The following is a 20,286-nucleotide window of genomic DNA, read 5'->3' on the forward strand; positions in this document are numbered from 1 at the left end:
TGTGCTTTTTTTATGTTTATTTTATACACAAAGAAATTTAGTTATAGTGCGTTATGGTGTTACTTTATACAATGAGGATATAAAAAAGGTAAAACTGGGGACAACAAAGATAAAGTTATATCATTGTTTTTTAATTATTGCGTGCGCAATCAAGGATAAACTAAGCCGTATCGTCATTCGTTAAGGTCACACTCTTTATCTGAGCATAAACAGCTTTACCTACGGTCAAATCAAGATCATCAAATGCCCAACGCGTAATTTGTGCTGTCAATAACACCTTGGGGACATTCGTTGCTGCGAGATTTAAACAGACACAGACCTGCCCTTGCGGATTATCAGGATGTATATCAAAACGCTCAACAGTTGCCGGTAAAATATTACGAATAGACGTATCGGATGCATGTGAAAGACTAATCGACACATCACTGGCAAACACACGTAAACGAACCTGCTTATGCAGCGGCTGAGCAAGTTTGGACATCCAAATATGTATATCTGGCGTTAACGCTAACCGCGATAGAGCATACTGAGGGTGATGTTGGGTAAGCTCAGCCACAAATAAGCTGCTTTTCTCAGCACTACTTTGCCACGCCGAGAGTTGCCCACTTTGCCAAATATTCTCTAATGTATCAAGGGCTTGAACCTTACCTTGCTCAATCAGTAACAGGTTATCAGCGAGGTGCATAATTTCATCTAAGCTATGGCTGACATAAAGAATTGGGCATTTAATACGACGCGCGAGGGTTTCTAGGTATGGCATAATCTCTTGTTTGCGCGGTAAATCAAGTGATGCTAACGGCTCGTCCATCAATAGCATTTTAGGTTCAGACAACAGCGCTCTGGCAATAGCGCAGCGCTGCTTTTCGCCACCGGATAACTCAAGTGGCATACGTTTAAGTAAATGATCTAAATCCAATAAGCGGACAATTTCTAAAAATGTGTCACTGTTTGCGCTGAGTTGACTGCCATAAAGTAAGTTGGCCTCTACTTTATAATGCGGAAAAAGGCGTGCTTCTTGAAAAACATAGCCAATTTGGCGTTTATCAATTGCAAGGTTGCGCTTTGCTTTTGCATCAAAAAGGACTAAATCATCGATAGCAATTCGCCCAATATCTGGGGTTAAAATCCCACTCACAGCATTGATCAAGCTTGTTTTACCTGCGCCTGAACGACCAAATATAGCCGTGATCCCATGGCTTGGTAAATTGGCTTGAATGTCGAGTACAAAGTCAGCAAATTGTTTTTGGATATCTATATGAATCATTGGTTTGCTTCTCTTTCCAAGCCTAGTTTTTGAGTGCTATAACGAGTCAATCGCTCTGAGATATATAAAGAGCAAAGCGCTATCACTATTGATAAAATACATAAACGCGCAGCTGCCATTTCACTGCCAGGGGTTTGAATGAAACTATACATCGCAAGCGGAATTGTTTGCGTTTGGCCAGGGATATTCGAAACAAAGCTCATGGTGGCGCCAAACTCTCCCAAACTTCGCGCAAATGCAAGTAAACTGCCAGTAATAATGCCGGGCAAAGTTAAAGGCAAGGTAATGGTATAAAACACACGCCAACTCGATGCGCCAAGGGTGCGCGCTGCGTATTCAAGTTTAGGGTCCACTGCGCTAAAGCTTAAGCGGATGGCTCGCACCATCAGTGGCAGTGCCACCACAGCAGATGCAAGCGCTGCACCTTTCCAACTAAAACTAAAACTTATGCCAAATTGGGCTAAAAATTTCCCTATCACCCCCTGTTTACCCATGCTGACTAGTAATAAATATCCGATAACAACCGGGGGTAAAACCATAGGCAGATGAATCAAGCTATCTAACACGCCCTTGCCATAAAAGTCTTTTTTGACCAAGACCCAAGCTAAAAAAGTAGCCAAAGGGATCAAAAAAATCACCGCGACACTCGCAACTTTAAGGCTAAGCATTAGCGCTTGGATTTCAAAATCTGAAAGAATAAACTCTTGTAGCATGGGTTCAGCCTGTTTGTTTAAAATTGGCGTTGGTAATGAAAAGCTGTAAGCAATATTTAGTTATTTGGCGTAAAACCATATTCTCGATAAATCTTGATCGCTTCATCCGATAAAAGATACTGATAAAAAGCTTGTGTCGACGCCGTATCGTTTATGCGGGCAAAAGGATAAATAATAGGATCGTGGCTATCATCAGGAAAACTTGCTGCAACGTTGACTTTTTTGCTCATCATCGCATCGGTGCGATACACCACGCCATATGGTGATTCGCCGCGCTCGACAAAAGCAAGGGTGGTACGAACATTGGCACTTGGCGCAAGTTTATCAGCAAGCGCATCCCAAAGGTTTAATGTTTCAAAGGCTTGCTTGGCATAAATGCCAGCCGGCACACTATCTGTCATCGCCACCGCGAGACGGTCTGTATCTAAGTTTGCCGCCATGTGTTTAATTTTATCTAAATCCGTTGCGCCGCTTAATGCTTGCTCTGTAGCGATATTTTCAACTAAAACCAAATCATTACGCAGCACATTTTGAACCGCATCCGGTTTAATAATTGCTTTATTTTGCAGGTACTGCGCCCATTTTACGTTTGCCGAAATAAAAATATCCGCCGGTGCTCCTTGTTCGATTTGACGCGCAAGAGTTGACGAACCGCCATATACTGGCACCACATCAACATCATGTTTTGCTTCATAATCCGCAGCTAAGGTATCAATCACATTGGTCATTGAAGATGCCGCATAAATATGTACTGTTTGCTCCGCAAAACTTAGTGTAGAAAAGCTAAAAGTTGCCACAGCAGCGCTAATTAATACGCTAATTTTTTTTATATTATTTTGTTTCATCGTTATTTCCAAATTAGACGTTGACCAAGGTGGGGAGTTTTCTTTTACGATCAAAAAAACCGATAGCAGGTACAAGTATACTTACTATCGGTCCTTATTTTTATTATTTATTTAGCTGTGCTAGATGTAACTTTAGGTTGAACAAATTTACGACTCACATCAACAATTGCAACATCTCTAAAGAAAGTACGACCAAGCAATACGGCAAAGTCCATATGCGTGCGATCCGTTAAGGTAAATGGTGTCTTCACTTTCAGGTCACCAACTTGAATCCAACCTTCAACAGAGTAACGCGTCACCAGCTCTTCCGTATTTGATTGACGGATACGTTTCTTACTCGTCACAGGCAATGAGATCTCTTTTGATGTGCCTTGATCATGCGAAAGCTTAAACTTCACCCAATCTTTACCATCACGCTCAAAGTTCACCACATCGATTGCACTAATCGAAGATGTGGTCGCGCCGGTATCAATACGTGCTACGCTATTCACATCTAAATCAGATAAATACACCCACTCTTGTGAGCCTAAGATTAGCTTGCCTTCAGGTGTTTTGGTCGCAGGTTTTGGCTTTGGTGCTGGCGCAGGTTTTGCCACCGGCTTTGGCGCAGGTTTTGTTTCTGTCGCTTTAGGCGGCTCAACTTTTGCTGGCTCTGAAGGTGTCACAACTGGCGTTTCAGGCACTGTTGGCGTTGGCGTCACAGGTTCAGTCGGTTGTGTACTAGTATCAGTTGGCGCTGGGCTAGTTTGCTCACCTGTCAAGGTGGTACATCCAGATAAAACTGAAAGCATCAGCGCAGGAATAAGAAGTGAACGAGGTTTCATGAATCACCTTTGAAAAAATGGATTGAGCATTCAAATAAATATTGACTTAAGTGTATCAAAAATCGATGAAAATTTGTGATAAAAATACAAAAATCAGTTTAAATGAATGCTTTTTATTCAAGATAAAATGCAATTAACTTATATATCAATAAGATAAATTTTAAACATGCTCTATTTTGGCAATTGCATTGGCCACATATTCAATATCTTTGGCTTGAAGCCCGGCTAAATTAATGCGTCCATCTTCCACTGCATAAATTGCATATTCACTACGCAGCAAACGCATTTGCGCAGGGGTAAATTTTAATAAGCTAAACATCCCTTTGTGGGTTTGAATATAATCAAAGTTATTGGTTTGCTTCGCATTTAGCGCTTGACATAAATCCAGACGAGTTTGCATTAAACGTTGCTGCATATGCGACAGTTCTGCTTGCCAGTCTTGGGTTAAAGCTTTGTCTTGTAAAATCCGTGCAACCAAATCTGCGCCGTGATCAGGCGGCATGGTATAGGTTGCGCGTCCTAGGTGAAGCAGTTTCTGACGCGCTTTTTGGCTTTGCTCAAGCGTTTTACCAATCACAATCGCAGCGCCAGTACGCTCACGATACAAGCCAAAGTTTTTCGAGCATGATTGTGCAATCAACATTTCTTCTAGGTTTTCAGCCATATATCTAAGGCCAAGTGCATCTTCAGCTAAGCCTTCACCAAAGCCTTGATAAGCAATGTCAACAAATGGGATGAAACCCACTTTTTGCGCCAATGCTGTGACTTCTTGCCACAGTTCAAATGACATGTCTGCGCCAGTTGGGTTATGACAACAGCCATGGAGCAAGACAATATCGCCTGCTTTAGCTTTGGCAAGATCAGCAAGCATTGCTGCGCCATCCACTTGATATGTTTCGCGATTAAAGTAGTGGTAAAAACCTACATCAAGACCTGCGGCGCGCATCACAGGTTCATGATTAATATAACTTGGGTTACTCAGCCAGACTTTTGCATTTGGCGTTGCGTGTTTAATTAAATCCCCCAGCATGCGCAATGCACCACTAGCGCCTGGCGTTTGTACTGCGCTCACGCGAGAATGCGCTGAAGTATCTTGTAGCAGTAAATCGACAATAGATTGATTAAAAACTTCATTCCCAGCAAGACCAACATAAGCTTTGGTTTGCTGCTCAGTGAGTTGCAATTGATGGGCTTTTTTCACTGCGGACATAATCGGCGTTTGACCGTTTTCATCCTTGTAAACGCCAATCCCAAGATCAACTTTTTCAGCGCGATTATCTTCGCGAAAAGCAGCAGAGAGGGATAAAATTGGATCGATTGGTGGGGATTGAATATCTGAAAGCATGTTCACAACCTTGTGATAATTATAAGTATCTTTCGAATATATAACTATCACAATTGAAGTGCAAGAATAGAAATGAGGAAAGCGTAAGTCAGTTAAAAACAGTGTTTATTTCAGAGTTTGTTGGCTTGCAGATACGCCGCCAGCATTTGCTTGTCATACACCACTTGGTTGCTGCTGCCGCGCCAACGCAAACTTGGGTCCGCCTTATCTTCTTCAAATGGACCATCAATAAGAGTATCGATATAGGTTAGGACTTCGCGCTGCGCAGGGGTTAGATTTTGCAAAACATACCCCGTCCACAGCCAAATGTCTTTATCTGGGCATTCTGTTTTAACTCGCTTCACCAACTCAAGCACTGTGTGAACATTACTAGGATGCAAAGGATCGCCGCCAGAGAGTGACAGGCCACGGCGAAAAATACGCGTATCTTTGAGATCACGAATAATTTGATCGCTTAACGCTTGGGTAAACGCATGCCCTGAGTTTGGATTTAAGGTCGACTTGTTGTAACAACCTCGACAATTGTGCTCGCATCCTGAAACAAACAAGGTGCAGCGTGTGCCCTGACCATTGATCACATCAAGTGGGATATATTTATGGTAGTTCATCACACTGCCTTTTCTTGTTGTAACTCTTTTCTAATTTTGGACGCATTACATATGTTTGACGCGGCGGATCACTTCTTCTTGTTTACCTGCGTTAAACGGACGTGCATCAGGACTGCCTAAATAACCACATACGCGACGGGTCACAGAGACACGACTTGGTTCATGGTTGCCACATTTCGGACACACAAAACCTTTACTAGTACATTCAAACTCGCCTTGATAACCGCAATCATAGCACTCATCAATTGGCGTATTAGTGCCATAATACGGCACGCGTGAATAGCTATAATCCCAAACGTTTTCAAGCGCTTCGATATTGTGTTGCATATTCGGGAATTCGCCATAACAAATAAAGCCGCCACTTGAAAGCTCTGGATATGGCATTTCAAAATCAATTTTATCATATGGCGTCACTTGCTTTTGAACGTCCAAATGGAAACTATTGGTGTAATACCCTTTATCTGTCACGCCTTTGACTACGCCAAAGGTTTTGTTATCTAGGTTGCAAAAGCGATTACATAAGTTTTCACTTGGCGTTGCATACAAGCTAAATGCATAACCAGTTTCTTTACTCCAACGTTCGGTAGCCTCTTTAAGGTAGCTCACAATCATTTGCATTTTGCGTTGTAAATCTGGCGAGTCAAATAAATCAATTTCTTCGCCATTACCAAATAACGCATTCGCTGTTTCATGCAGTCCGATATAACCAAGCGAAATAGATGCGCGGCCATTTTTAAACACTTCTGAAATAGGATCATCGGCTTTTAGACGCACGCCACAAGCCCCTTCCATGTATAAAATTGGCGCGACGCGAGCTTTCACATTTTCAAGACGGGCAATACGTGTTTCTAATGCGCGACGTGAAAGTTTAAGCTTTTCATCAAGCAGGCAATAAAATGTATCCAGATCGCCACCAGCATGTAACGCAATACGTGGCAAGTTCAAGCTCACAACGCCTAAGTTGTTGCGACCATCATGAATTTGTTTACCATCTTCTTCATATGGCGCGAGGAAACTGCGACAACCCATAGGTGTTTTAAATGAGCCCGTGACTTCAACAACTTTATCGTAGTTCAAAATATCTGGGTACATGCGCTCAGAAGCACATTTTAGAGCTAGCTGCTTAATGTCGTAATTTGGATCGCTTGGCTTATGGTTGTGACCATTTTTGATTGCAAACACAAGTTTTGGGAAAACAGCGGTTTTGCGATTTTTACCCAGACCAGCAATACGGTTTTTCAAAATCGATTCTTGGATCAGTCGTGATGCCCAAGATGTGCCTAAGCCAAAGCCAAAGGTCACAAAAGGCGTTTGACCATTTGCCGTGTGCAGCGTGTTGACTTCATATTCAAGCGATTGAAAAGCGTCATAACACTCTTTTTCTGTGCGAGATTTCGCAAATGCTTGGGGATCATATATTTCCCACTCTTTAGCAAGGCTTAAGTTCTTCTCAAAACTTGCGAGAACGTACGGTTCTAAAATTTCATCAATACGGTTAATCGTGGTGCCGCCATAAATATGGCTCGCGACTTGGGCAATGATTTGCGCTGTGACTGCTGTTGCGGTGGCAATCGATTTTGGCGTATCAATCTCAGCGTTACCCATTTTAAAGCCGCGCGTCAACATGCCGCCAAGGTCAATCAGCATGCAGTTAAACATAGGAAAAAACGGAGCATAATCAAGATCGTGATAATGAATATCACCTTCTTCATGGGCTTTTACAATATCACGCGGGAGTAAATGCTGTTTGGCATAATGCTTGGCAACAATCCCAGCGAGTAAATCACGTTGCGTTGGGATAACCTTGCCATCTTTGTTGGCGTTTTCATTGATCACATCTAGGTTACTTTGATCAATCAAGCCTTGGATTTCTTGGTTTAGTGCGCTGTTTTTCTCACGTGCAATGTCACGGTCGTGACGGTATTCGATATATGCGCGCGCTAGGCCATGATACGGGCCTTCCATCAACTCATCTTCAACTAAGGTTTGAATGGTATTGATCTCAACTTCTTGCAACGCTTGAGTGCGCAGCGTCGTTTCAACTTTATTCGCTACCGCTTGTGAATAATCCACGAATTCGTCGTAGTTAGGATCGTTTTGGGTTAAATTTTGTGCACCTTGAATTGCCAGAACAATACGTTGACGATCAAATTTGACGCGTGATCCATCACGCTTAATCACAAGCATAGCCATAATTTATATACCTAGAATTGAAGAAAGAAGAGTGCAAACCCACTATATGTGGTGATTTATACGACAGCAGCACTATATATTGTGCTTATTATCTAGATCCTTACGCCTGAGGTCTTGATCTGGATCAAATAAAGATGGAGTGAATTAAAGGTTTAAAAAGTCAAGTGTAGGGATGAAAATTTGATCAAAAAGTCTGCTTGACAAGGATATAGTGAATAAGTCAATTTTCGTATGTTAATGACTACTCACTTGATGTAATCGAGAATATCTTGATTGTGATGTTGCGCAAAAAAAATTGCCGAGTTATCCAAATTTTTATCCACCGAATTTGTGGATAACTCGGCTGTTTTTTATGAAAAGCAAGGTCACAAAAACATAAAATTGTGTCCTAAACCCCTATTCTTCCTTGCGAAAGTGGTGCGAGCAACTTAGGTTGCAAAATGCGTACAACTAGTGCCAACATCAACAGCGCCAAAGATGGCAGAGTGATCCACAGTCCAAGGTGTAATCTTGGATCTAACTCAAATCCAAAATGCATCAAGGCTGCGACACATGCCTCGGCGCCTAAGCAAGCCACCAAACCCGCAATCAAAGCCATGACGCCATATTCAAACCACAAGGTTTTGGTCACACTCTTTTTACTTGCGCCCAGTGTGCGATAAAGCTGAATTTCTTGCTGACGCTCGGCAAGGCTTAACCTTAATAGTGTAAAGATAAGCAAAACACCAGCCAGCGCAGCAAGTGAGGCGAGTAAACTAATCGCACTCACTACTTGGACTAAGAGTTGCTGCACTTTTGCCGTCATACTGCGCAAATCAATCACACTCACGGTTGGGTAAGTGCGTGATAAGTCCCCTAAGTATTGCGCCTCATCATCGACACGAAAACTCATCAAGTAAGTGCTTGGCAGATTTTCGAGTACATCCGGGCTAAAAATAAAGAAGAAATTAGGCTTTAAATCACGCCACTCCACTTCACGAATCGACGTCACTGTCGCTTGTAACGTTTGCGAGTTAATCACAAAACTAATCTTATCGCCAAGCTCAATATTCATCTCGCTAGCAATTTCAGACTCGACGGAAACACTCTTAGGTGCGCCCCATGAGCCATCAAGCTGTTTATTATGCTCTGGCAAGGTATCCGTAAAAGTGAAGTTAATTTCACGACGCAGCGCGCCGACTTCTTCTGGATTATCTGCATGCGCTTTGGCATCCTCACCATTAATTTGGGTTAAACGGCCACGAATAATCGGATAAGCTTCACTGCGCGACAGGTTTTGCTTATCGAGTTCAGCCAAGTAGCCATCCAACTCATTTGGCGCAATATTCATTGCAAAGACATTCGGCGCATCTTCAGGAATAGTTTGTTGCCAATCCACCAATAAGTCCGAACGCACGAGCCAAATGGTTGCAAGCAGCATAAGAGACAAGCCTAATACGCCAAACTGCAAGCCACTGGCAAACGGCGTACGCAAGATGCGGCTTAAAGCAAGTTTTAACGCAGCGCCTTGGCTTACTTTTTTCACTAATTTTAAAATCACCAGCGAGACTAAACCAAGTAGCGCAATAGCAAAGATAAGCCCTGCAAAAATTAGCCATACAAAGACATTTAAGCCAAAGCTCAGCAGCATCAGTCCAAGCGGGAAAACCAGTAGCCAGGCATATTGTTTATATTGAGCGGCGCTCTCTTGGCCGACAACGCGACTTGCTGGCGTGTTTAAAAGATTAAACAAAGGCACGCCAAGCGCAGGAATGGCTATCGCGATACAGGTGATAACACCGGCAAAAAATGGCATCAAACCATAACTTGGCAATGGATCAGGCAAGAGATCTTTTAAAGGAAAGCGTAAGCCGTATTCAATCAGCATGCCAATCGCGCTACCTAGCACCACGCTTATACCAAATAACAAACCGACTTGCGTAAACTGCCAATTGCGCAGCCATGTTTTACTCGCGCCTAAGCTTTTGAGCATGGCAACTGTGCTTTTACGACTTTGGACATAATGCTGACAGGTTAAGACTAAGGTAAATGCAGCCATTAAAATCACAATCGCAACCGTGAGTGACAAGTATTGCTCAGTGCGCTCAAAGATTCTGGCGCTGCGACTTTGCCCATCACGCTCAACCCAGCGATCACTTGGTGAAAGCTCTATCTTATCTTTTAAGGCTTGCGCGGTGTCATCCTCAGCGTTTAGATATAAGGAGTAGCGAACGCGACTACCCTGCATTAATGCGCCAGTTTTTTCCAAATCACTGGCATGAATATAAGCACGCGGCACTTGATTAAATGGGTTAAAGCTAAGCCCAGGCTCAGACTCTATCACTCCAGAGACGACAAAATCAGCATCGCCAACACTGACCGTATCACCAATCTTGACGTTTAAATCTGTCATTAAGCGCGGTTCAATCCAAAGCTGATTCGGCGCAACATGAGATTGGCTGCCAGAGTTTCCTTTTAGGACTAAGTCCCCTTGAAGCGGATACTTATCATCGACTGCGCGCACTTGAATAAGCTTCATTTGTTTATCACTAAATGCCATGCTCGAAAAATTCACCATCTGACTTGAAGGCAGATCTTTCGTATTCTCAAGCAACATATCCGTTGGTGGGTTAGCACTGCGGAAAATTAAATCCGCGGTTAAGCTATTACGACTTTGCGCCTCAATCACATCATCCATGCGATCGCCCAACGCGCTAAGACCAAACACACACGCAATAATTAAAGTCAGCGCCATCACCACCGGCCAAAGCTGACCTTGAATGATTTCGCGCATGCTCCAGCGCAATAAAGCGAATTGATGGCTTAAGCCTTTTTGAGTCGGCATAAGTTCAACCTCAGAGTGTAGACTCATCCATGACCTCCGCTTGTTCAGCCTTATCTGGCACAGGTTGGCTCGTCTCTTGCGCGAGTTTCCCTGCCTGCATGCGATAGACACGTTGGCAACGACGTGCCAGTTTCATATCGTGAGTCACCAATACCAAGGTCGTGCCATGTTCTTGGTTCATTTGGAATAATTCTTGGATCACGCGCTCTGCGGTTTTTTCATCTAAGTTACCGGTTGGCTCATCAGCAAATAGAATTTTTGGACGCGTCATAAATGCACGCGCGAGCGCAACTCGTTGCTGCTCACCGCCAGATAATTGCGCTGGCGTATGGGTTAAACGTTTCTCAAGTCCGACTTGACTAAGGAGGTGCGTCGCACGCGCAACATCTTCATCTTTGCCCTGTAATAAGCAAGGTAAAGTGACATTTTCAAGCGCAGTCAGGGTTGGAATAAGCAAGAAGCTTTGAAAGACAAACCCTATATCTTTACTGCGAATGGCGGCTCTTTGTTCATCATCAAGTTTGGTTATATCTTGTCCAAGCAAAGAAATTGATCCAGACGTTGGGGTTTCAAGGCCGGCCAATAAGGTCATTAATGTGGATTTACCTGCGCCAGAGGTGCCCACGATCGCAATGCTTTCGCCAGCTTTTATACATAAGTTTACATCTTCAAGTATTGTTAATTCTTCAAGATTAGTGAAAACTGTATGTTTTACGGATGAAGCTTGAATCACGTGATTCAATTGAGCTGCACTGTTCGATTCCGATGAGTCTGATTCTATATGAGGTGTAATAGGCATGATAAAACGAATTCCCTTACTGATTTTCTCGCTATTAATGAGTATTAGCTTAGCACATGCAAGTGCCTCTAATGCACAAATATCAGATACAAAAGTGCAACAAAATGAAAGACTTTCTGAGCAAGACAGTCAAAAAATACTCATTTTAGGCGATAGCCTTAGCGCCGGCTATCAAATGGCAGTTGAAGACAGTTGGGCGTTTCTTCTCAAGCAAAAGTTTGAACAAGTTGGCGATGAGAGCCAAGCTATTGAAGTGATTAATGCGAGCATTTCAGGTGACACCAGTGGGAATGGCGCCGCACGTCTTGAAAACTTGTTGAAATTACATCAGCCAGATTACCTTTTAATTGAGCTTGGTGCGAACGATGGACTGCGCGGCTTTTCACCGAATGAAATCGAAACCAACCTCACGCAAATGATTCAATTAGCCAAATCCAAAGGCGTCACCCCTATCTTAATGCAGATTAGAATGCCGCCAAACTATGGTAAACGTTATACCGATGCATTCGCTGCGGTGTATCCAAAGGTTGCCAATGCGCAAGATGTGCCATTAATCCCCTTCTTTTTAGAGCAAGTGATCATTAAGCCTGAATGGATGAAGCAAGATGGCCTACATCCAAACGAAGAAGCCCAACCTTGGATCCGAGATTTTATGTTTGAAGCGTTGAATCCATTGATTACAGTGAACAAAAAGTAAAATTAATTTGTGATATCAATCGCTAATTAGAAAATGAAAAATTAAGTTTCAATTATATTTAACACAAATCTGACAAAATTAGAGCACAAATCTATGTTTTACCCTGTTTAGCGCAAAGTTTTTCTAAATATTTCAGGTAAAGTAGGTATCTCTATGTAATAACTCACTGATGGTTAATAGATAACTTATATCTCAGTCATTCAAACTGGTTAACTATTTTCCTTTGTACAAACTAATGGGATCGACAATGATCATTGAACCTATTATTCAAGGCGTGGTTGCTCGCTCAGCGCATCCACAAGGCTGTCTTGCCGCGATAGACGAGCAAATTGAATTCGTAAAACATGAAGCACCAATCCAAAACGCACCCAAACGCGTCCTTATATTAGGTGCATCCTCAGGCTTTGGCCTTGCCTCTCGCATTGCCCTCACGTTTGGTGGCGCTCAAGCCGATACTATTGGTGTTTCGTTTGAAAAAGGCCCTAGTGAAGAGAAGACAGCCACTGCTGGCTGGTATAATAATCATCACTTTGCAAAACGTGCACACGAAGCTGGCCGCGTTGCTGTGAATATCACAGGCGATGCCTTTAGCACGCAAACCAAAGAGCAAGTCATTGAAGCCATTGAAACTTACTTTGAAGGTGAAGTTGATCTCATCATTTATAGTATTGCTGCCGGCATGCGTCCAAAACCAGAAGCACAACGCACAGACGCAAATGATAAATTTTACCGCTCAAGTATTAAACCTATCGGTCAAAATTTAACGGGTGCTTCGATTGACCTTGAAACAGACACATGGCATGACATCAAACTGAATGCTGCGACCGATCAAGAAATAAAAGACACCATTCACGTCATGGGTGGTTCAGATTGGGAAGCATGGGTAGATACTTTAATCAATGTGGAATCCGTTGCACCTGGTTGTCGCACCCTTGCCTTTTCTTATATTGGCTCAGAGTTAACGCATCCGATTTATCGTGACGGCACTTTAGGCTGGGCAAAAGTAGACTTACACCAAGCCAGTCACTCATTGAACTTAAAACTAGCTAACTTTGGTGGCGCAGCGTACGCATGTGTGTGTAAAGCATTGGTGACCAAAGCAAGTGTTTTTATTCCAAACTTTACGCCTTACATGTTGGCATTAATTAAAGTGATGAAAGAGCATGGACTGCATGAAGAAGCCATTCATCAGATGCAACGCTTGTTCCGTGATAAATTTTTTGCGCAAGATAAAGTACCGGTTGATAGTGAACGTTTGATTCGTATGGATGACTGGGAAATGAAACCAGAGATCCAAGCGCAAGTGAAAGCACTAGTTGCTCAAATGAATGCTGACAACTTTAAAAATATTACGAATTATCAAGATTTTAAAGACGTTTTCTTGAAACTTAATGGCTTTGGTTTAGATGGTATTGATTATCAACAAGATTTAAGCATTGATGAAATAATGCTTACTAATGATAATTAATAGAAAGTTAATCTAGTCAAGCACAAGTAAAATCACGTTTGAAGCTCGAATCAAATACAAGATTCGAGCTTTTTTTTGATTAAATATAATGAAATAAAAGGGTTATTCAGCGAATTCAAAAAATTAACTTCATGATCACTTCGTTTTTACCTATAAAAAGCGTGTGGTTTCGGCTATTATATTAAGTAATATAAATAAGATAATCTTCCGTTATATTTATATACAATTCATTCAACAAGCCAATATCAACGATATAACGCTCTTCTTAGGTAGATAAATGAGTAAACACAAAAAAATTTCCTCTGAGCAGCTTGATTTTGTCGATGACAAATCTTCCGCATTAATGCTCAATACAGCGCGATCAACTCGCTCTATGATGTGGTTGATTGTCCTTTTCTTTGTGATTGCGATAGTTTGGGCATCCTTTGCCAAATTAGATAAGGTCACTAGCGGTTCAGGCAAAGTCATTCCATCTTCACAAATGCAAGTTGTACAAAACCTTGAAGGCGGTATCGTCAAAGAGGTCATGGTACGTGAAGGTCAATCGGTTAAAAAAGGTCAAACCTTACTTTTAATTGACGATACCCAAGCACAATCAGACTTTAAAGGCCGAGCACAAGATATTGCAAGCCTACAAGCTGATCAAACTCGTCTGCGCGCGCTACTAGATGCCGTCACGGTCAAACGCAGCAAGGATACCAAAGACTGGCAAAACCAAGTTTTGATTAATGAATCCTTGGTTCCTGAATTTGATCCTGAATTTACAGCGAAGCACGAAAAACTTGTCGAGCGTCAAATCAATGACTTTCAAAGCAAGATATCCAACCTTGAAAACCAACTTTCTGTGGCACGCTCTCAGATCAATCAAAAGCAACGTGAGCTAAGTGAAAATCGAAGCCGTTATAGTAACTTACAAAGTAGCTATAGCATTGCGAATCAAGAGTATAAAATCACAGAGCCGCTGGCAAAAGAAGGTGTTGTGCCGGAAATTGAGCTTTTAAAACTTCGTCGCCAGCTAACAGATACGCGTCGTGACCTTACCTCGACCAAATTGCAAATCCCAGTTGCTGAATCTGCGCTTAATGAAGCGATTTATAAGTATATTGATATTGCATTGAAGTTTCGTAGTGACAACCAAACTGAAATGAACAAAATCAGTGCGCAATTAGCGAGCCAAAGCGAGTCACAACTTGGTCTGCAAGATCGAGTCGCGCGTACGACGGTTGTTTCCCCTGTCACAGGTACGATTCAAAAAATCTATATCAATACGATTGGCGGCGTCATTCAACCAGGTATGGATTTAATCGAGATTGTTCCAACCGAGGATACCTTACTGATCGAGGCAAAAATTGCGCCACAAGATATCGGCTTCTTGCACCCTGGCCTGCCTGCACTTATCAAGTTCACAGCTTACGATTTTTCAAGCTATGGCGGCCTAGAAGGCACACTTGAAACCATTAGTGCGGATACGATTCAAGATGAAGAAGGCAATAGTTATTACCAAGTACGTATTCGTACCGGTGATAATCAACTTAAAGGTGTAGATGGAGAACCTTTACCTATCATTCCAGGGATGACAGCGAGCGCAGATATTATTACAGGTAAACGCAGTGTACTTGAGTACTTGTTTAAACCTGTATTACGCGCGACGCAAAATGCCTTGCGTGAATAAGTTTAGATGCCTTGTAATTTTATACGTTTATATTCAAGCATCACCAAGCCTTGGTACTTAGTCTGTTTGGCTTGCGTCGCCTTACTTTACCCAATATTAAGCTACGCAGCCAAACACCCAATGCTTGCCACATCAGCGATTCAAAGCTTTTATGGTGGGCAGTCGGGGAAACGTGCTAAGGCGCTCAATGAATTAGTTGCTGGCCTTTATTATGCAACTGAGCAAGAAAAATTAAAAAAGGTCAATGACTTTTATAACATGATGCGTTTTGTCGACGATATCGACCTTTGGGGTAAAAAGGATTATTGGGCAACGCCTAATGAATTTGTCGGCGCAGGCGCAGGTGACTGTGAAGATTTCACTATTGCCAAATATTTAACTTTACGTAAATTAGGGGTTGCAGACAGCAAATTACGCTTAATCTATGTTAAAGCCTTGTCGCTCAATCAGTTTCACATGGTTTTAGCTTATTATGCGACCCCTTCTGCAGTCCCTGTACTGCTCGATAACCTAGATAGTGAGATTAAACCTGCGAGTCAACGCTCGGATTTACTCCCTATCTATAGTTTTAACGGGAAGAACTTATGGCTGATGAAGCAATCTAACGGCGCGAAAGTTGCTGGCAGTGCCTCACGCCTTAGTTCATGGAATGAATTAAGAAACCGGACGCGCAATACTAATTTTAAACGTCCAAAAATCAATTATAACGAGTGATTCTATGACACTATATAGACAATTATTACTTCGCTTACTCGTGGTCTTTTTCGCCATGGCAAGTATCTTGTTTACATTGCAATTTAATAATGCACGCAGCTTTTTGGTTGAACAACAATCTGTAGAAGTGAACAATGTGGTACAAGCTGTTGGTTTGGCCTTGTCCCCATATCTACAAGAAAAAGACATGGTTTCTTCCGAGTCTTTAATCAATGCCATGTTTGATAGTAGCTTATATCAAAACGTGCACCTGAAAATGCTAGAAAGTGACGTCTCCATTGATCGTGAATATGACACCAATCTCGATGGTGTGCCAAACTGGTTTGTAAACTTGATTTCGATTGAGCCTTACACGCAAAAATCACGCCTTAGCTCTGGCTGGATGCAACTGGCTGACTTTGAAGTGACAGCTAGTACTGCGGGCATTTATCAGCAGCTGTGGATCACGACGAAACAAATGGTGCTAAGTTTCCTACTTGCAAGTATTTTGTTTGCGGTAAGTTTAGTCTTCTTAATTCAGCGTATCTTAAAACCGTTAAAAGAAATTCAAATTAATGCGAAAGAAGTGTCAAATAACCACTTCACTCAGCCGCTAGAAGAGCCTAAAACACAAGAGCTTGCGGATGTGGTACGTGCGTTTAACCAAATGAGCGCGCAACTTCGCACTCACTTTGACCAACAAGCAGAAGAAGCCGACAAACTGCGTATCCGCGCTTACCAAGATCCTGTGTCAGGTCTTGCAAATCGCAGCTACCTAATGACTCAGCTAAACTCATGGCTTGAAGGCAATCAAGATGGTGGTGTGGCCCTGCTGCATGTTGATTTAATTGAAGATGTTTATGAAAAGCAAGGGTATAGCCAAGGTGATAGCCTGACTCAAATGCTTGCCACTCATCTTGAGAAAATCAGTGATGAACATTATACGATTGCACGTTTAAACCAAGCTGAGTTTATGCTGATTGCGCCGGGCATTACAAGCAAGGAACTGACCACTCTTGGCCGTTCTATGCTAAACATGACCGCTGCGCTGCAAAGCGACCCTCTTGATGTGGCGCCGCTGCAAGCAGCAGTTGCACTGGTGATGCGTCACCCTGAAGACACCACCTCAAGCATTTTATCGCAAGCTGATAACACCTTAGTTAAGGCGCGTCAAAATGTTGATGAGCCAATGGCTATTTTCCAAGGTGCGCCAAGTACGCAAGCATCCTTTGGTAAGCAGCAGTGGAAAGCATTGGTGGATGAAGCCATTGGTAATAAACGCTTTACCTTTAGCATGCAAAAAGCGATTGATGTTAACCACAACATCATGCACCAAGAAGTGTTTGCCTCAATTGAAAAGGATGGCGTACGTTATTCTGCCGGCCAGTTCTTATTTGCCATTGAGCAACTTGGTGAAGGCATTTCGTTTGATATGCATATTATCGACAGCCTATTCAAGCAATCAAAAGAAACACGTCCAAGCACGCCAATTGCAATCAACATAACCCAAAACAGTGTCACTGATACGGGCTTTATGCGTTGGTTAGGCAACAAAATGGCGGCTTACCCTGAGCTAAAAGGCTTCATTTACTTTGAGTTACCTGAGATCTGCTTTATCAAAAATGCCGATGATGTGAGCTTATTATGTAACATCATCACAGATCATGGCTTCCAGTTTGGTATTGATAATTTTGGTCATAACTTTGGCTCAATCGGTTATCTTAACACCTATCGCCCTGCTTACGTGAAACTAGATTTTGCCTATACTGCGCAAATTGATGATCAAGCCAAAGCCGATGTGCTTTCATCTATTACACGTACAGCAAATAACCTTTCTGTGGCAACGATTGCTTCACGCGTTGAAACCTTAGCCCAAAAAGAGAAGCTTGCTGAACTCAACGTCGGTGGTTTCCAAGGTTTTGTGACCGCAGAAATCGCAACTTCAGAAACACAAGAGGATCCTAGTTTATGAGTAGTAGCCGCAAAGATCCTTTGCTAAAAGCATTGACTTACATTAGCCGTTATTACGGGCAATCAAACTCGCCTGACGCTTTGACCGCGGGTTTACCACTGCAAGATGGTCTATTAACGACTTATCTTTTCCCGCGTGCAGCAGAAACAGCAGGCTTAAATGCGAAACTGGTAGAAGAAAGTCTTGAAGATATTCAACCGCTTGTTTTCCCTGTTGTGGCGCTTTTGAAAAATGATGATGCGGTAGTTATTTTATCTATCGATCATGAAAAGAAAGAAGCCGAAGTGATCCTGTCACAAAGTGATGGTCAGCAAGAATGGGTTGATCTTGACGAGCTTAAAAGCCAATACCTTGGCTGCATGTTCATGATCAAAAAGCGTTTTCGTTATGATGAACGCTCACCTGACCTGTTAAAAAGCCGCGAAGGACACTGGTTTTGGAGCACGCTTTGGGAATCACGTAGCATTTATCGCGACGTCTTTATTGCTTCGATCTTAATCAATATTTTTGCGATTAGTGCGCCGCTTTTCTCTCGTTTGGTCTATGACAAAATCGTTCCAAACCTTGCGTATGATTCACTCTGGGTACTTACTGCTGGTGTGTTCTTAATCTTTGGATTTGATTTTGCATTAAAAATGATGCGCAGCTACTTCATTGATGTGGCAGGTAAAAAATCCGATGTATTGATTTCATCGAAAATCTTTAGCCATGTGATGGGGATTCGCCTAGAAGCGCGCCCTGCTTCTGTTGGCGCGTTTGCAAAACATATGCAGGAGTTTGAATCCATTCGTGATTTCTTTACCTCTGCAAGTATCACAGCGCTAATTGATCTGCCATTCGCATTTCTTTTCTTGTTTGTGATTTTCATGATTGCCGGCCCACTTGCATTAGTACCGCTTGTAGGCGTCATCTTCTTAATCATTTATAGCTTTATTGTACAGCGTCCACTAAAACGCAGTATTGAAGAAGGCTCTCGCTTAGCGTCACAAAAAAATGCCAACTTAGTCGAAAGCTTAGTCGGCCTTGAAACGCTTAAAATGTTTGGCGCGCAAAGCACTTACCAATATCGTTGGGAAGAAGCTGTGGCGCATATGTCAAACTGGAGCCTCAAATCTCGCCGCTTAACGGACTCATTGCAAAATGCCGCAGGTTTTGTGCAGCAGTTTTTAAACGTTGCGATGATCGTTGCCGGTGTTTATTTAATTGGCGCAGGCGATCTCACTATGGGTGGTTTGATTGCATCAACAATGCTAAGTGGCCGCGCTGTCGGTCCTATGATCCAAGTTGCGATGCTTTCTACTCGTTATAACCAAGCTAAATCTTCGATGCAAATCATTGATCAGTTGATGCAAATGCCAAGTGAGCAAGAAGAAGGCAAACGCTATATTCACCGCCCACTAATCAAAGGTAAAATTCAGTTTGATAATGTAAGCTTTGCATACCCAAATGCTGAAACCCCGTCACTTAAAGATATTAATCTGACCATTGAACCGGGTGAAAAAGTTGCGATTATTGGCCGAATTGGCTCTGGTAAAACCACACTGGAGCGCCTCATTATGGGTCTTTATCGCCCAACATCAGGCAGTATCTTGATTGATGATACGGATATTAATCAGCTTCATCACGTTGATATTCGTCGTAACTTTGGCTGTGTACCGCAGGATATCCATTTATTCTTTGGCTCTATCCGTGACAACATCGCACTGGGCCGCCCACTTGCAACGGATCAAGAAATCATGATTGCCGCGCAACGTGCTGGCGTGACAAACTTCACCCAGCAAGACAGCGCAGGGCTTGAAAAGCAAGTCGCTGAAGGTGGCGCAGCCCTTTCTGGTGGTCAACGTCAGTCTGTGGCGATTGCGCGTGCTTTCTTAGGTAATCCATCTGTATTAATTATGGATGAACCAACCAGTAGCATGGATAACCGCTCTGAAATGTACATCAAGCGTCAATTAAAAGCCCTTGATGAAAACGAGAGCCTGATCTTAATTACGCATAAAATGGGAATGCTAGATTTAGTCGATCGTTTAATCGTGATGGAGCAAGGTCGCATTATTGCTGATGGCCCACGTGATGAAATCTTACGTACATTACGTTCAGGTCAAACGCCAGCTAAAGCCACCGCGCGACCAAAAACAAATGTGCCAGCCAATGCACCGGCTGCAAATAGCGCAGATACAACGGCTGCCAACCAAGCGCAAGCAACGACTGCAAAATCTGCGCCGAGCGCACAAGATGTATTAAAAATGGCAAAAGAGAAACTGACTCAGCCAAAATAATTCATCCGTAACATAACTGAAAGCCAAGTCCGCTACACTTCTTGATAAAAGAAATGTAAGGCTTGGCTTTTTTATTGCGCAAATGAAGCT

General features: G+C 42.6%; 15 protein-coding genes. 6 read left to right on the forward strand and 9 right to left on the reverse strand.

Going from position 1 to position 20,286, the window contains the following annotated elements; translation table 11 throughout:
- Window positions 1-160: 160 nt before the first annotated feature.
- The 9 genes from modC to AC2VOY_RS15575 all read right to left on the reverse strand — a co-directional run bounded on the left by modC (window position 161) and on the right by AC2VOY_RS15575 (window position 11,415).
- Window positions 161-1,264, reverse strand: a complete 1,104-nt coding sequence (gene modC / locus AC2VOY_RS15535) for a molybdenum ABC transporter ATP-binding protein ModC (protein WP_491833541.1) — start codon at window positions 1,262-1,264, stop codon at window positions 161-163.
- Window positions 1,261-1,962, reverse strand: coding sequence for a molybdate ABC transporter permease subunit (modB, locus tag AC2VOY_RS15540; protein ID WP_491834162.1), 702 nt, complete (start codon window positions 1,960-1,962; stop codon window positions 1,261-1,263). The genes modC and modB overlap by 4 nt, the downstream gene beginning before the upstream one ends.
- A 71-nt stretch (window positions 1,963-2,033) precedes the next feature.
- Entirely contained in the window at window positions 2,034-2,822 is a 789-nt protein-coding gene (modA, locus tag AC2VOY_RS15545) for a molybdate ABC transporter substrate-binding protein (RefSeq protein ID WP_491833543.1), read from the reverse strand.
- Window positions 2,823-2,929: 107 nt separating this feature from the next.
- The gene (locus AC2VOY_RS15550; RefSeq protein ID WP_491833545.1) at window positions 2,930-3,646 is read right to left on the reverse strand and encodes an ATP-dependent zinc protease family protein; all 717 of its coding nucleotides are present in this window, start codon (window positions 3,644-3,646) and stop codon (window positions 2,930-2,932) included.
- Window positions 3,647-3,806: 160 nt separating this feature from the next.
- Window positions 3,807-4,991, reverse strand: coding sequence for an amino acid aminotransferase (locus AC2VOY_RS15555; RefSeq protein ID WP_491833546.1), 1,185 nt, complete (start codon window positions 4,989-4,991; stop codon window positions 3,807-3,809).
- A gap of 110 nt (window positions 4,992-5,101) precedes the next feature.
- A complete protein-coding gene (nrdG, locus tag AC2VOY_RS15560; protein WP_491833548.1) occupies window positions 5,102-5,599 on the reverse strand; it encodes an anaerobic ribonucleoside-triphosphate reductase-activating protein in 498 nt (165 codons plus the stop codon).
- Window positions 5,600-5,644: 45 nt separating this feature from the next.
- Window positions 5,645-7,792, reverse strand: coding sequence for an anaerobic ribonucleoside-triphosphate reductase (gene nrdD / locus AC2VOY_RS15565; protein WP_491833550.1), 2,148 nt, complete (start codon window positions 7,790-7,792; stop codon window positions 5,645-5,647).
- A 388-nt stretch (window positions 7,793-8,180) separates the two neighbouring features.
- Window positions 8,181-10,616: an ABC transporter permease gene (locus AC2VOY_RS15570; protein ID WP_491833552.1), complete on the reverse strand. Its 2,436-nt coding sequence runs from the start codon at window positions 10,614-10,616 to the stop codon at window positions 8,181-8,183.
- A 10-nt stretch (window positions 10,617-10,626) separates the two neighbouring features.
- Window positions 10,627-11,415, reverse strand: a complete 789-nt coding sequence (locus tag AC2VOY_RS15575; protein ID WP_491833554.1) for an ABC transporter ATP-binding protein — start codon at window positions 11,413-11,415, stop codon at window positions 10,627-10,629.
- On the opposite strand from AC2VOY_RS15575, the gene AC2VOY_RS15580 reads away from it, so the two are divergent.
- From AC2VOY_RS15580 to AC2VOY_RS15605, 6 genes are all read left to right on the forward strand, one after another.
- The gene (locus AC2VOY_RS15580; RefSeq protein ID WP_491833556.1) at window positions 11,414-12,112 is read left to right on the forward strand and encodes an arylesterase; all 699 of its coding nucleotides are present in this window, start codon (window positions 11,414-11,416) and stop codon (window positions 12,110-12,112) included. The genes AC2VOY_RS15575 and AC2VOY_RS15580 overlap by 2 nt on opposite strands.
- Before the next feature lie 247 nt (window positions 12,113-12,359).
- Window positions 12,360-13,580 carry an enoyl-ACP reductase FabV gene (gene fabV, locus AC2VOY_RS15585; RefSeq protein WP_491833558.1) on the forward strand — a complete coding sequence of 407 codons (1,221 nt, stop codon included), beginning with the start codon at window positions 12,360-12,362 and terminating at the stop codon, window positions 13,578-13,580.
- 277 nt (window positions 13,581-13,857) lie between these two features.
- Window positions 13,858-15,252: an HlyD family type I secretion periplasmic adaptor subunit gene (locus AC2VOY_RS15590; protein WP_491833559.1), complete on the forward strand. Its 1,395-nt coding sequence runs from the start codon at window positions 13,858-13,860 to the stop codon at window positions 15,250-15,252.
- 6 nt (window positions 15,253-15,258) lie between these two features.
- Window positions 15,259-15,966 (forward strand): transglutaminase-like cysteine peptidase, encoded by a 708-nt coding sequence (locus AC2VOY_RS15595; RefSeq protein WP_491833560.1) that lies wholly within the window; start codon window positions 15,259-15,261, stop codon window positions 15,964-15,966.
- A gap of 4 nt (window positions 15,967-15,970) precedes the next feature.
- On the forward strand, window positions 15,971-17,917 hold the full coding sequence (locus tag AC2VOY_RS15600) for a bifunctional diguanylate cyclase/phosphodiesterase (RefSeq protein WP_491833561.1): 1,947 nt from the start codon (window positions 15,971-15,973) through the stop codon (window positions 17,915-17,917).
- Complete coding sequence (locus tag AC2VOY_RS15605; RefSeq protein WP_491833562.1) at window positions 17,914-20,196, forward strand: type I secretion system permease/ATPase; 2,283 nt, start codon at window positions 17,914-17,916, stop codon at window positions 20,194-20,196. The genes AC2VOY_RS15600 and AC2VOY_RS15605 overlap by 4 nt, the downstream gene beginning before the upstream one ends.
- The last annotated feature ends 90 nt before the right edge of the window (window positions 20,197-20,286 follow it).

This window comes from Vibrio sp. KMM 9700 (assembly GCF_058545285.1).